Annotated in this window: 11 protein-coding genes; 4 read left to right on the top strand and 7 right to left on the bottom strand. The window is 65.8% G+C overall.

Annotated features, from left to right (window positions below; all coding sequences use genetic code 11):
• Window positions 1-6: 6 nt before the first annotated feature.
• From OXH60_05255 to OXH60_05245, 3 genes are read left to right on the top strand one after another with little or no spacing between them, the layout of a single operon-like run.
• Entirely contained in the window at window positions 7-339 is a 333-nt protein-coding gene (locus OXH60_05255) for a HigA family addiction module antitoxin (protein MDE0711525.1), read from the top strand.
• Entirely contained in the window at window positions 326-1,255 is a 930-nt protein-coding gene (locus OXH60_05250) for a restriction endonuclease (protein MDE0711524.1), read from the top strand. Before OXH60_05255 ends, OXH60_05250 begins: the two co-directional genes overlap by 14 nt.
• 3 nt (window positions 1,256-1,258) lie before the next feature.
• A complete protein-coding gene (locus OXH60_05245; protein ID MDE0711523.1) occupies window positions 1,259-1,396 on the top strand; it encodes a hypothetical protein in 138 nt (45 codons plus the stop codon).
• A gap of 15 nt (window positions 1,397-1,411) precedes the next feature.
• Here the strand turns inward: OXH60_05245 and OXH60_05240 are convergent, their stop codons facing one another.
• The 6 genes from OXH60_05240 to OXH60_05215 all read right to left on the bottom strand — a co-directional run bounded on the left by OXH60_05240 (window position 1,412) and on the right by OXH60_05215 (window position 8,704).
• A complete protein-coding gene (locus tag OXH60_05240; GenBank protein ID MDE0711522.1) occupies window positions 1,412-1,630 on the bottom strand; it encodes a hypothetical protein in 219 nt (72 codons plus the stop codon).
• Window positions 1,631-2,179: 549 nt separating this feature from the next.
• The gene (locus tag OXH60_05235) at window positions 2,180-2,731 is read right to left on the bottom strand and encodes a hypothetical protein (protein MDE0711521.1); all 552 of its coding nucleotides are present in this window, start codon (window positions 2,729-2,731) and stop codon (window positions 2,180-2,182) included.
• Window positions 2,724-5,690, bottom strand: a complete 2,967-nt coding sequence (locus OXH60_05230) for a sarcosine oxidase subunit alpha family protein (protein MDE0711520.1) — start codon at window positions 5,688-5,690, stop codon at window positions 2,724-2,726. Before OXH60_05230 ends, OXH60_05235 begins: the two co-directional genes overlap by 8 nt.
• Complete coding sequence (locus tag OXH60_05225) at window positions 5,687-5,980, bottom strand: sarcosine oxidase subunit delta (GenBank protein ID MDE0711519.1); 294 nt, start codon at window positions 5,978-5,980, stop codon at window positions 5,687-5,689. The genes OXH60_05230 and OXH60_05225 overlap by 4 nt, the downstream gene beginning before the upstream one ends.
• A 7-nt stretch (window positions 5,981-5,987) precedes the next feature.
• A complete protein-coding gene (locus tag OXH60_05220; GenBank protein MDE0711518.1) occupies window positions 5,988-7,238 on the bottom strand; it encodes a sarcosine oxidase subunit beta family protein in 1,251 nt (416 codons plus the stop codon).
• A gap of 161 nt (window positions 7,239-7,399) precedes the next feature.
• Entirely contained in the window at window positions 7,400-8,704 is a 1,305-nt protein-coding gene (locus OXH60_05215; GenBank protein MDE0711517.1) for an aminomethyl transferase family protein, read from the bottom strand.
• A 458-nt stretch (window positions 8,705-9,162) separates the two neighbouring features.
• On the opposite strand from OXH60_05215, the gene OXH60_05210 reads away from it, so the two are divergent.
• The gene (locus OXH60_05210) at window positions 9,163-11,598 is read left to right on the top strand and encodes an FAD-dependent oxidoreductase (GenBank protein ID MDE0711516.1); all 2,436 of its coding nucleotides are present in this window, start codon (window positions 9,163-9,165) and stop codon (window positions 11,596-11,598) included.
• Window positions 11,599-11,685: 87 nt separating this feature from the next.
• Here OXH60_05210 and OXH60_05205 read toward each other — a convergent pair.
• Window positions 11,686-13,705: TonB-dependent receptor (locus tag OXH60_05205; GenBank protein ID MDE0711515.1), on the bottom strand; the 2,020-nt coding region annotated here is incomplete at its 5' end.

The following is a 13,705-nucleotide window of genomic DNA, read 5'->3' as shown; positions in this document are numbered from 1 at the left end:
TGAGGCATGAACGTGCGAAGTGGAATGCAGCCCGTGCATCCGGGGGAAATCCTCCGCGACGAGCTTGACGTGCTCGGGCTGTCGGCCAATGCACTGTCACGGGAGTTGGGCGTGCCAGTGAACCGGGTAACGATGATCATGAACGGCCAACGTGGCGTGAGCGCAGACACCGCGCTTCGGCTGGCGCGGTATTTCGGAACCACGCCGCAGCTGTGGCTGAACCTGCAGAAGACCTGGGAGCTTCGCCGGGCAGAGATTGCGGCGGGCCGCGAGATCGCCGCGCGTGTGAACCCGCGGCCGTCGGCGGCCGAAGACGCGTTGTCGAATGTCCGTTCCTGACTTCCAGGCGCTGATGCTCCCAGCCCTCAGGGCGTTTGCTGCCGGGGAGGAGACACCTCTGTCGACGATCCGTGAGCGGGTCGCCACGGCCGAGAGACTGTCGGCGGAAGCGGTCCGGGAGTTGCTCCCGAGCGGCCGGCAGTCGAGATTCGGGAACCGCGTGAATTGGGCCGTGATCTACATGGAACGCGCCGGCCTCCTGACGCGTGTCCGCCGCGGCGTCTATCGGGTGACTGCGGACGGGGAGCACCTCCTGTCCCAGGCCCCTTCGCGCATCGACCTGGATGTGCTGGGAACGTACCCTGCCTTTGCCGACTGGTCGCGGCAGGCGAAGGTGTCATCGCCTGAGAAGGACGCGCCGCCCGGTCGACACGGCGACCTCTCCGAAACGCCGGAGGAGGCACTGGATCGTGCAGCCCGGCAACTGGGTACCGCTCTCGAAGCCGATCTGCTGCTCCGGGTTCGCAACGCATCCCCGGCGTTCCTCGAACGGGTGATCGTGGATTTGCTGGTCGCCATGGGTTACGGCGGCGGCGACGGTGCCAGGAGCCGCGTGACCGGTCGCGCGGGGGACGGCGGCATCGACGGCACGATCCGGGAAGATGTGCTCGGGCTCGACGAGGTTTACGTGCAGGCGAAGAAGTACGCCACCGGCAACAATGTCGGCGAGGGGGACCTCCGGGACTTCGCCGGTGCCATCGACGCGGCGGGGACGACCAAGGGTGTATGCGTCACCACCTCCGGCTTTACCCGGTCGGCGCGGGACTACGTGAAACGCAGTCCGAAGCGGATCGTTCTGATCGACGGGGAGGAACTCGCGCGGCTGATGGTCCGCCACGGCGTCGGGGTCCGGACACGGACCCGTTACGAGGTCAGGCGGATCGACGAGGATTATTTCGACCAGGAAGAGTTCTAGGCGGTGCGCCTCGCGTGGAAAGAGATCCGCGCCCGCGCCGCCGCCTTCTCCGAGGACTGGAAGGACGCGGCCTACGAGAAGGGCGAGACGCAGAGCTTCTACAACTACTTCTTCCGGGCGTTCGGGGTGCGGCGCCACTGACGGCGCGCGGGAGCCTCAAGCAACCAGGACCTCGTCACGCACATAGTGAAGCCGAATCAGGCGCGGGCGCTCCATGCTGTCGTCGAAGTAGCAGTCCACCGCTTCCTTGATGTTGCGGCGGAGCTCGTCGAGCGTTCCGCCCTCCGTGTGGATGCCGAAGCCGAGGGCGCTCGCTGAATACCCGCCGTCGAGTTCATCGTCGCTAACTTCGAAGATGATTTCCGTCTCGGACATCGCTCGCTCCGCTGTGCCTAGTCCGCTCTACCTGGATTCCGAAGGGACGGGCGCTAGGCCAAACCTACTCAATGCCATGCTGTGCTTCGAACCGATTCCAGGCTTGTGCCGCTCGGGTCGCTCCCGGACGCCGGCCTCCCGGACGCAGCCGGATATTTCCGCAGGGCGTGAAACAGAGATTATACCCGGCGGATGGAGCGCACGGACTGCGTGCTCGGTCGCGGGTCTTGGAACTGAAGAGGCGCCCGCGCCCGGTGACTCGCAGGAAGCGCAGGACCTTCCGCCGCGTGCACTTCGGGATATCGTTCCTGTGGTTGGAACGGAAACGGCGCAGAGGAACCCGGCGTCTGGACGGGTCCTGGCGTACCCAGGTCACAGGGCGGGGTCCGCAACGCTACAGCCCGGCGAAGGCGTTGGCATAGGCGTACTCTGCATCGGCTTTCACCGTCCCGCCGGCACCGCCCGTGGTGTCTTGCACCGTGCCCATTTGGGCCCGGTGGCGGCCCGCTTGAGTGCTGCCTGCGGCAGCGCGGTCAGGCAGGCCGGCGGTTACGGCAATCCGAGGTATTCGATTGTGGCATCGCGCAGCCAAAGAGATACGTAATCGGCGAAACTGCGTGCCACGGTAATTTCGTACAGAACGTCCGCACCCGGTCGGTGCAGCAGGACCGGTGCCTTCGCCAGCAGACTGCGGGCGCAGCAGCCAGCCGGAAAGTGATCCGGATCGAGGTCCAGCGTCATTCCCTTGGCCAGTACCTCGACGGCCTTCGGGCCCGACAGCGATAGGGTGATGTGGGCGTCGCCGACCATCACCACCGCGGCATGGAGATCGGACAGGGCGCTCTCGAGCGCCATGGCGACCTCGGACTCCGCCGCCGCCACGACTTCGATGAGCCATTCATCGGGACCCAGCCACATGATGACGCCGCCGGCAGCCGACGTGGCGGTGTTGGCCTTCGAAGGCGGCCCAACCCCGATGACCCCGGCCACGCCCTCGTTGAACGCCGGATCTCCAGCGTCGCCCCGCAGGTTGATGCGTCCGCGGGGCGCAGATGGGGTCAGCGAAACCGCCGGGCGATCGCTGGCGGCGGTCTCAGCCATGCAGGCGGATCCCCTCCGGATCGTAGAAGCGCGGATCGCAGATTTCCGCGCGGAGGGTGCCGTGGTCCAGCGGAATGTGGACGGTGTGGGATTCTCGTTCGCGACCGCCCATGACGAGTGCCAGCGCGATCGACCGGCGGAGAGTCGCGCTCCAGTAGCTGGAGGTCACATGGCCGATCATGGTTTCTGGCGAACCGGACGGCGGCGTCGGCAGGATTTGCGCCCCCTCCGGTACCACGGCCTCCGGATCCTCGGTCTTCAGCCCCACTAGGCGCCTGCGCGACGGATCGAGCATCGCGCTCCGTCGCAACGACCGTCGACCGAGGAAGTCCTTTTTGCTGCTCAGGATCCACTCCATTCCCAGATCCAGCGGGGTCACCGTTCCGTCGGTCTCCTGACCGATCATGGGATAACCTTTTTCGGCCCGAAGGACGTGCATGGCTTCGGTTCCGAACGGCGTGACCTCGTACCCGGAACGCTGCTTAAGCACCGCCGTCCAGAGGTCCATGCCATGACTGGCGGGCACACTGATCTCGTAGGCTACCTCGCCCGAATAGCTGATCCGGAACACCCGCGCCGGCAGGCCGGCGACACGGCCGCTGCGCCAGGCCATGAACGGAAAGGCCGCGGGGGCCACGTCGATATCGTCGACCAATCCGGCGAGGACCTGCCGGGCGCCGGGTCCCGCAAGCGCCATGGTCGCGAACTGCTCGGTGAGGGAGGTCAGATACACGTCGAGGTCGGGCCATTCCGTTTGCAGCCAATCCTCCAGCCAGGCCAGCACGCGGGCCGCATTGCCCGTGGTCGTGGTCATCAGGAACCGGTTCGGTGAGAGGTGCGCCGTGACCCCGTCATCCAGGACCATCCCGTCCTCGCCGAGCATCAGGCCGTAGCGACAGCGTCCCACGGCCAGGCTGTCCCACGCATTGGTGTAGACCCGGTTCAGAAACTCGACCGAGTCGGGGCCGCAGACCAGGATCTTTCCGAGCGTGGTCACATCCATGATTCCCACTGCATTGCGCACAGCCAGCGATTCCCGCGCGACTGCCGATCGCTTGGTCTCGCCGGGCCGCGGGTAGTAGAAGGGCCGCTTCCATTGGCCGACGTCCTCGAACACGGCGCCGGCTTCCTCGTGCCAGGCATGCATCGGCGTTCGGCGAACCGGGTCGGCCAGGGCGCCGACGTCACGCCCGGCGATGGCACCGAACGTGACGGGCTCGTACGGCGGTCGGAAGGTTGTCGTGCCCACTGCGGGAACCGGCGCGCCGAGCGTGCCGGCAAGAATCGCGAGACCCGGTACGTTGCCGGTCTTGCCCTGGTCGGTGCCCATGCCGAGGGTGGTGTAGCGCTTCAGGTGCTCGACCGACTCGTAGCCTTCCCGGGCTGCCAGCGTGATGTCCGCTGCCGTCACGTCGTTCTGGAAATCCACGAAGGCTCTCGCCTCTCCGGCGCGATGTCTGGCGAAGACTTGCCGCTGCGTGGGGGGCGTCGGTGACGTGGACGCTGGCTCGGGCGCCGGCGACTCGTCCAGCCCGGCGCTTCGGCCTTCATGTATGCAGGATGTCGTGTCAGTTGCGCCGTTGATCGCACCGGCGCATCGCACTGATTGGCGCGGATGGGCAGGTAGGAAGGCGCCGAGGGCCGTGTCGTAGCGCAGCTGTCCGCCGGACTGCGAAAACAGGTGCACGGCCGGACTCCAGTCCCCGGACATCAGGATCAGATCACAGGCCAGCGTGCGCGTCGGTCCCGAGATGGTGCCGTCCCGGGCGATCCTGGCTACAAGGGCGGCGCGCACCCGGCGGCGCCCGCTCGTGTCCACGACTGCGTGGCCCGGCAGGACATCCAGGCCGGCTTTCCGGGCCCTTCGGACTTCCCTTCCGTCGGGGTGGCCGCGGTGATCGACGATGGCGGCGATGGCCACGCCGTGGGCACGGAGCTCCAGCGCCGCTTCGTAGGCGCTGTCGTTGTTGGTCACCACCACAGCCCGCCGGCCAGGGAGGACGGCAAAGCGGTTGACGTACGCGCGGGCGGCCCCCGCAAGCATCACCCCTGGTCGATCATTGTTGGCGAACACCAGTGGTCGCTCCAGCGCACCCGTCGCCAACACCACGCGGCCGGCGCGGATGCGCCACAGCCGCTGGCGCGGAAGGTGGGCAGGCGCGTTGGGCCCGAGATGGTCCGTAACCTGCTCCAGCGCGATGAGGAAATTGTGGTCGAAGTACCCGGTGACCGTGGTTCTCGACAGCACCCGCACGTTCGTCATCGATTCGAGTTCAGCCGTGACCCCGCTGCTCCAGCCGGGCTCGAGTTCCGACTCGTTGGCGGCCGTGTTCAGAAGCGAGCCGCCCGGCTGGCCGCGTTCGTCGGCCAAAATGACCCTCGCATCGCTGCGGCCGGCGGCCAGCGCAGCGGCCAGCCCCGCGGGCCCGGCCCCGACGACCAGCACGTCGCAGTGTGCGTTCATCCGTTCGTACCGGTCCGGGTCCGACCCGGTGGGCGCACGGCCCATGCCCGCCATCCGCCGGATCCAGCGCTCGTAGAAATGCCAGCCGCCTTGCGGCCACATGAACGTCTTGTAGTAGAAGCCGGCCGGAACCAGGCGGTGGGCGACATCGATGACGGCTCCGGCGTCGAACCTGACGCTCGGCCAACAGTTGACGCTGGTCGCCGTCAATCCTTCGTAGAGCTCAATCCGGGTGGCCTTCAGGTTGGGCACGCTCCGATCCCCGGACCCGAGCTGCACCAGCGCATTCGGCTCCTCGGTGCCGGCGGACAGGATGCCCCGCGGCCGGTGGTACTTGAAGCTGCGTCCGACCAGGTGCACGCCGTTTGCGAGTAAGGCCGATGCGAGGGTGTCTCCCGAAAACCCGGTCAACCGTTCGCCGTTGAACGAGAAGGTGACCGGCCGTCGCCGGTCGATCATGCCGCCGGCCAGCAGGCGGTACGGTTGATCGGTCATGACCCGTCGGCCTCGCCTTCGTCGGGCGGTGTTTCGTCCATCCGGTAGACCGCGAGGATGTCATGCGTGAGGGTGTGCCGCTCCACGTTGAACCACCGGCCGCAGCCGTGGCTGTGGCACCAGCGCTCCCGATGACGGCCCTTCGAATTGGTGCGCATGAAGACGTAGTCAGCCCAGTCCGCATCGTCGAGGGCGGCGGGATCGGCCGGGCGTTGGATGTGGGCCTCGCCGCCGCAGGTGAACTCGCTTTCGTCGCGGCGGCCGCACCAGGGGCAGGGGATCAGAAGCATGGCGCGCTCAATGTGCGACCGCGGCGGCGCCGTGCTCGTCGATCAGTGCGCCGGTGCTGAAGCGCTCCAGCGTGAACGGGGCGTTCAACTCGTGCGGTTCGTTCCGCGCAATCGTATGGGCGAATGCCCAGCCCGACCCCGGCGTCGCCTTGAAGCCACCCGTGCCCCAGCCGCAATTGATGTAGAGGCCGTCGACGGGCGTCTTGCCGACGATCGGGCTTGCGTCCGGGCAGACATCGACGATCCCGCCCCATTGGCGCAGCATCCGCAGGCGCGAAAAGATCGGGAACAGTTCCAGGAGCGCCCCCATCTGGCTTTCGACGACCTGGAAGCTGCCCCGCTGTGCGTAGGAATTGAACCCATCGATCCCGGCCCCGATCACGAGCTCGCCCTTGTCGGACTGGCTGACGTAGACGTGGACAGTGTTCGACATCACGACGCTGTTGAGGACCGGCTTGATCGGTTCCGACACCATCGCCTGCAGCGGATGGCTCTCGATGGGCAGTCGGAGCCCGGCCATCGCCGCCAGCACGCTCGAATGTCCCGCCGCGACGAGGCCGACCTTCTTCGTTGCGATGGTGCCGCGGGATGTCTGGAGACCCCGGACACGGCCGTTCGCGATCTCGATCCCGGTGACTTCGCAGTTCTGCACGATGTCCACGCCGCGGGCATCGGCGGCGCGCGCGAATCCCCAGGCGACGGCGTCATGGCGCGCGACGCCGCCGCGCCGCTGGAGCGACGCACCGAGAATCGGATATCGCACGTCGTCCGAAACATTGATGATCGGAACTTCCGTCTTCACCCCCGCCGGGTCGAGGATTTCAGAATCGATTCCGTTCAGGCGAATCGCCCGCACCCGCCGGGACATCTCCTTGAGGTCGTGTTCGTTGTGGGCGAGATTCAGAACGCCACGCTGGCTGAGCATGATGTTGAAGTTCAACTCTCGGCTGAGGCCTTCGTAGAGCTGCAGCGCCTTCTCGTAGAGATGCGCACTCTCATCCCACAGGTAGTTGGAGCGGATGATCGTGGTATTCCGCCCGGTGTTGCCGCCCCCCAGCCATCCCTTCTCCAGGACGGCGATGCGGCCGACGTCGTGCTCCTTGGCCAGGTAGTAGGCGGTCGCCAGACCATGACCGCCGCCGCCCACAATCGCCACGTCATAGGACGGGGCAGGTTCCGGGCTGCGCCAGGCCCGCGGCCAACTGTGGTGATAGCCGAAGGCGTTGCGGGCGAGGCTGAAGATCGAGTAGCGAGTCATCCCCGCAATCCCTTCGAACGCCGGAATCGCTTCAACTGCGGCCAGGCGTCGGGTGATGCGGCATCAGCGTATCGGGCCCTGGTGGACGGGGACCCCGGCGGCCCGGGCTGCCGGCGCGCAACGCCGACCCGCGCGCCACGCCGGCCTCCACCCTCGGTTGGTCAGTAGGCTGCATCGCGCCCCTGCGCCTTCGCGATCTCCCGGGCATTCGGATTCACCGAGGGGCGGAACGGAACCTCTGTGACCGTGCCGTCCACCGGCTGCCCCGGGTCGGTCTGGTAGGCGTCGGGCAGCCAGACCTTGACTCGGGTTCCGGGCGTCGCCATGGCGCACGGGACGTATCCCAGGGCGATGTTGGTTTCCAGTTCAGGCGAATACCAGGGCGACGTGACATAGCCGACCGGCTTGCCTCCGTCAGAACCCGATATCAGCCAGAAATCCGGCGCGTACTCCTCAATCGGCCTGCCGCCGAGCGCCAGTCCCGCCAGCGTCAGCCTGAACGGCGGCTTACCCGCCTCGACCAGGGAACGGACCTCCTCGAGGCGCGCCCTGCCGATATAGTCGGTCGCCTTGGTCCGGGGCACCTGGTATCCGAGATTGCACTGGAACGGCAGGGTCTCGGCATCCATGTCCTGGCCCCAGGAGAGGATACCCGCGGCAATCCGCCGTTGATGCGCCGGTGCGATCACCATGAGGTTGTGCGCCTCGCCGGCCGCAAGGACCGCGTCCCACAGTTTTTCCGCGTGCAGCGTGGCGTCGCGCAAGTAGATCTCGTAGCCCTTTTCGCCGCTGAACCCGGTCTGCGACACGACCACGTCGCACCCGGCCACCGTGGCCTCCATGAGGCCGTACGACGGCAGTTCACCGACCTGATCGCCGACCAGATCGGTCATGAGCGCGACCGACTTCGGCCCCTGGATCTGCACCGGGCAGACATCGATCTCGTCGATCTCGACGTTGGCCTTCCGGCCCACGTTTACGCCCTGCAGCCAGAACATCACGTCGGAGTCCGACAGGCTGAACCAGAATTCGTTCTCCGACAGGCGGAGCAGCACCGGGTCGTTGAGAATGCCGCCCTTCTCGTTGCACAGAATCACGTACTTGCCGTTCATCGGCTGAATTCGCGTGGCATCCCTTGTGATCACGTAATTGACGAATGCCTCGGCGTCCGGACCCGCGACGCGGATCTGGCGTTCCACGGCGACGTTCCAAAGCGTCACATGATTGACCAGCGCGTCGTATTCGACCGTTGCGCCGCCGTCTTCCGGCCGCACGTACCCGCGGGGATGGTAGATCCGGTTGTACACGGTGGCCCGCCAGCAGCCCGCCTGATGCGACAGATGCCAGTAGGGGGACTTCCGCACCCGGGTCGAAATTAGGAGTTCCGTAGGTGTCGAGCCAGACTGCCGAAGATTGATCGGTACCTTGCGGTCGGATTGATCGACCGAATCCTGATGGTTCACCATGATCGAGACCCTTCCTTGCGGCGTGCCGCGGCACCAGATGCCCGGAGCCTCGAAGCCGCCAGACGGAGCCGAAAACGAGGACCCGAACGCCAGCGGTCCAACGGGCAAATGGTACATTCGCAAGGGAGAATCACGCAATCTCCGTCGTCCGGTTTTGCGGCGCCGGCAACCGCTGGTAGGTGCCGCTGGTCGATTGCTTGAGCGGGGCGACGTCCGGTCGTCCAGGGACGGCAGGTTCGACCACCGGGCAGCACCAGCAACGCCCCTTCCGGCCGCGCGATATTGTCCCTGCTGGCCACCACCCAACCCCGGACGATGGACACGCGTTCTCCGGCACGGGATGGCAACCGCTCCCAGGATTGCCAGCGCCACCATCGGCCGGGGCGGGTCGGGGATGGTTGTGCCGTAACTTCTGTGCGAATCTTGGGTCGTGACGTGCGGCCGGGTGGGGGAGAAACTTGAAGACACACGCAAGGGTGGTTGTGATCGGCGGCGGAGTCGTCGGTGTCTCAACGCTTTATCACCTGGCTCGGAAGGGCTGGTCAGAGGTGGTCCTGTGCGAACGCACCGAGCTGACCGCAGGTTCGACGTGGCATGCCGCCGGTCTCCTCCCGTTGTTCAACATGAGTTACAGCGTCGGCCAGCTGCACAAGTACTCGGTCGATCTCTACAAGACCCTGCCCGGAGAGACCGGCCAGGATGTCAGTTTCCATGTGACGGGAAACCTGCGACTCGCGACCAACGAGGAGCGGATGGACGAGTACCGCAAGTACTGTGGTACTGCCAACACGATCGGCGTCCCGTTCCAGATCATCACGCCGGAGGACGTCGCCGCGCTCTGGCCGTTGTGCAACACGGAGGGACTGGTCGGAGCGCTCTACCATCCCGACGACGGGCACATCGCTCCGGCCGACGTGACGCAGGCGATGGCCATCGGCGCCCGTAACCGGGGCGCCGAGATCTACCAGAACACCCCCGTCACGGCCGTGGAACCGCAATCGAACGGCGAGTGGCTGGTCCGGACGCCCGACGGAGACATTACGTGCGAGCACGTGGTCTGCGCGACCGGCAACTACAGCCGGCACACCAGTCGGATGCTGGGAATCTACCTTCCGACGATCCCGGTGGAGCACCAATACATCGTCACGGATGAGGTGCCGGAGTTGGTGGAACGGCACCGACAGGGGCTGCCGGAAATGGCCGTGCTGCGCGAATCTGACGCCTCCTACTACCTGCGGGAAGAGCGTCAGGGCTACATCCTGGGACCCTACGAAAAGGGGGCGCCGGCACGGTTCTGGGACGGCGTTCCGGAAAGCTTCGAGCGGGACCTCTTCCCCGGGGATCTCGATCGCCTGATGCCGCACGTGGAGGCGGCGATCAAGCGCGTTCCAAGCTTCGAACGTGCCGGCATCAAGGACATCGTCAACGGCCCGATCGCCTACACGCCGGACGGCAGTCCTCTGGTTGGGCCGGCATGGGACCTCCGGAACGTCTGGCTGAACGAGGGGCACAGTTTCGGGATCACGGCCGCGGGCGGGGCCGGCTGGCAGCTCGCGGAATGGATCGTCGAAGGCCAACCCTCGATCGACATGATGGATGTCGATCCCCGCCGCTTCGGAGCGTATGCGAACCTGCCGTACGTTCGGACCAAGAACGAAGAGGCGTACGAACACGTCTTCATCATTCACTATCCGGACGAGGAGCGACCGGCGGCGCGCCCTGCCAAGACCAGCCCGATTCACGACCTGCTCGACGGCATGGGGGCGGTCTGGGGTCAGCGTTACGGCTGGGAACGGCCCAACTGGTTTGCGCCGGCCGGTGTCGAGCGCTCGGATGTCTGGAGTTTCCGGCGCACGAACTACTTCCCGCATGTCGCGAGGGAGCATCGGAACGTCCGCGAGAATGTCGGGATCATCGACATTACGAGCTTCTCCAAGTTCCAGGTGTCGGGATCGGGGGCAGAGGCCTGGCTTGACCGCCTGGTGTGCCGCAGGCTGCCTCGCGGGGTCGGCCGCATCCATCTGGCCCATGCGCTGACCCCGCAGGGCGGCGTGCGTTCTGAATTCACGATCATGCGCGATGTCGGTGACAGCTTTTATCTGGTCAGTTCGGGCGCAGCAGAGCGTTTCGACGGCGACTATCTGACCAAGCATCTACCGGACGACGGCAGCGTCCGGCTCGACAACCTCACGACCTCCCACGCGACGCTTGTCGTCGCCGGTCCCAATGCAAGGGCGGTGCTGTCAAAGATCACGGAGGCCGATCTCGACAATGGTGCCTTCCCGTGGCTGACCGGACAGCACACGCACGTGGGGCTCGCGCCGGTGCGTCTGATGCGCATCAATTTCGTCGGGGAACTCGGCTGGGAAATCCATCACCCGATTGAATACCAACGGCATATCTTCTTGGAGTTGCTGCGGGCTGGTTCTGAATTCGGGATCGGCCAGTGCGGCATGCGCGCGATGGATTCGCTTCGCATTGAAAAGTCCTACCGGATGTGGGCTCAGGACCTCACCCGCGAGTACACGATTCTGGAAGCCGGGCTAGGCCGGTTTGCGGCCATCGACAAGGGCGACTTCATTGGCCGCGACGCGCTCATCCGCCAGCAGGCGGACGGCATGCCGCGTCAATTTGTCACAGTCGAAGTACGCGAGGTCGGTGATGCCGATCCCATCGGCAACGAACCGCTGTGGCAGGGGGACAGCATGATCGGGCGCGCGACGGCGGGCGCCTACGGACACTTCACGAAGAAATGCCTCGCGCTTGGCTACGTGGAGAACGGGCATGAAGCCGTGGGCACTGAGCTTGAGATCGAGATCTTGGGCAGGCGGTATCCCGCACTCGTTGTGCCCGACTCTCCGCATGATCCTGGCAACGAGCGACTGCGTTCGTGATCTGACGCGATCCCGAAGCCGCCGGATCGGGCTGCGGAGCCGTACTCGCGCGATCGACTGGGGGCACGCCGTCGACCCACGGGCTGGCTAGGGCAGCCTGAGGCTCACGGCGACGAACGCGTAACGCCCAAGTACGTCGTACAGGTCGGGGAATGTATTGCCGTTACCGAAGTTCGACGGTCCTGCAGCGCTGCCTGCGACCGGCGGTGCCCTGTCGAACAGGTTGTTGATGCCCATGCGCAGGCTGAAGGTGTCGCCGTGGTCCCACCTGGCCGAGACGTCGAAGTAGCTCCGGGCTCCGAGATCGATTGCATCCGGGTTCAGGTCGTCGACGCTGCTGATGTATCGCCACGCGAGGCTCGGGTGTATCCGCCATGGCGTCAGCCAGGTCAATCGAAAATTGTTCCGCACGTCCGGGACGGGTGAACCGCAGGTGGCTCCCCAACGCCCGGCACAATCCACCGTCGGGGCTCCGAGCAACTCCTGCCGGTCCCAGGTGGTGGTGACGGACAGGACGTCGCTGAAGCTCAGGCGGCCCCAGTTGCCGACGCTTAGGTCGTACCGCGCTGTGAAGTCGTATCCCTGCACCTTCTCGACGGCAAGGTTGTCGAGCAGGGACACGATGTGGCCGCTCCGCTCGATGTCGGATCCCAGCCAGAGGTCGCCGCTCCGGCCGCGCCTGACCTTTTCACATTGTGACGAATGTCCGTCAAGACACTGATTAAGAATGAATTCTGGCTTTACTGTGCTGATGCCTTTGCGGATCTCGATCGAGTAGTAATCCAGGCTGAGAGTCAGGCCGTCGAAGCCGGTTGGGGTCCACACCAAGCCGTAGGCATACGTGTCCGATTCTTCGGGCGTCAGGTTGGCGTTGCCGCCCTGCAAGAAGTTGTACTGTTTGGCTGGCGAGTGCTCGATGCCCCCGAACTGGGCGGGTGTGACGCCGCTGCGGGCGCATTCCTCGAGCGTGCGGCCGACAGCGGTCCGGCCATCCGTGACAGGCCCCGCGCACGGGTCGGCGGTCATCTCGAACAGGTTAAATCCCTGCGGCAGAAACCGTTCCCGCACATTTGGACCCCGGATCGCCCGCTGGACGCTTGCCCGCAAGCGCACGCCGTCATTCACAGCCCAGTTGGCGCGCACGCCAAAGGTGTCGGTCTGCTGGCCGTAATCGTAGTCCGAGTAACGGTACGCCCCGTCCAGCACCAATTCGTCCGCGTACGGTGCATCGTGCAGCAGCGGGACCCCCGCCTCGAAAAAGACCTCCGAGACTTTGATGCCCCCGCCGACAGGCTTACTGGCGCCGCCCTGGCCGGCGCCGTCGCCGCTACGGTAGGCGTCGTCCGGGTCGTACGCGAGGTGCTCGCTACGATGCTCGGCGCCGATCACCACGTCCGGGCCCGTCGCAGCGAACGGCGACCGGAACCCGTATGCACCGAGATTCGCGGCAAGGTGACCTGATACGACCGTCTGGCCGGTGGATCCGTTGGCGAACAGCGGCAACGTCAGGTAGTCGAGCATTGGTTGCGTGACCGCGCCCGCTCGGAAGATGTTCCAGGGCACACAGTCGGGATCGGAGCCATCGAGCGCGGACCGGCACACGATCTCACCGGTTCCGGGATCTCGGACCGCATCAAGGGCATGCCTGATCCGGGTAATGGAGAGATCGTTCAGGTACTTGCGCTCCATATCGACGTTGGCACGCAGGTAGTGCAGGTCGTACCGCCAGCGCTCGGAAAGGTCGCCCCGCACACCGAGCACGCCGCGGTAAGAGGTGTGGCGAAGGTCGTCCTGCCGATTGCCGCCCTCGACGTTGCGGCGGCCGATGAACACCGTCTGTTCATCATCCGTCGTCAGGCCGTATCGGCCGCACAGCGCGTCGAACTGCTGTGCGGACAGGAATGGATTGCCGCAACCCAGCGTATCCGTCACGAAAAAGGCCCCGGATGGCGCGATCTGGGCGACCGATCGGTCATCCATGAGCATCACTTCGGCGTAGGCCTCGGCGCGGTCGGGGAGGTCATAGGTGGCGAGCAGACCGGCTGTCCAACGCTCATCGGGACGCTGGAAGTAGTTGGGTGGCCCGTAGTTGAAGGTAGTGCCGTCC

Source organism: Rhodospirillales bacterium (assembly GCA_028824295.1).
In the GTDB taxonomy this organism is placed as follows: Bacteria; Pseudomonadota; Alphaproteobacteria; order TMED109; family TMED109; genus VXPW01.
This window is presented reverse-complemented; position numbering and strand designations above follow the sequence as displayed.

Excerpts from the sequence above, each read along its gene's own strand:
- OXH60_05230 (MDE0711520.1), bottom strand. The coding sequence starts at position 5,690 with ATGACCGATCAACCGTACCGCCTGCTGGCCGGCGGCATGATCGACCGG.
- OXH60_05250 (MDE0711524.1), top strand. The coding sequence starts at position 326 with ATGTCCGTTCCTGACTTCCAGGCGCTGATGCTCCCAGCCCTCAGGGCG.
- OXH60_05215 (MDE0711517.1), bottom strand. The coding sequence starts at position 8,704 with ATGGTGAACCATCAGGATTCGGTCGATCAATCCGACCGCAAGGTACCG.
- OXH60_05240 (MDE0711522.1), bottom strand. The coding sequence starts at position 1,630 with ATGTCCGAGACGGAAATCATCTTCGAAGTTAGCGACGATGAACTCGAC.
- OXH60_05235 (MDE0711521.1), bottom strand. The coding sequence starts at position 2,731 with ATGGCTGAGACCGCCGCCAGCGATCGCCCGGCGGTTTCGCTGACCCCA.
- OXH60_05255 (MDE0711525.1), top strand. The coding sequence starts at position 7 with ATGAACGTGCGAAGTGGAATGCAGCCCGTGCATCCGGGGGAAATCCTC.
- OXH60_05220 (MDE0711518.1), bottom strand. The coding sequence starts at position 7,238 with ATGACTCGCTACTCGATCTTCAGCCTCGCCCGCAACGCCTTCGGCTAT.
- OXH60_05225 (MDE0711519.1), bottom strand. The coding sequence starts at position 5,980 with ATGCTTCTGATCCCCTGCCCCTGGTGCGGCCGCCGCGACGAAAGCGAG.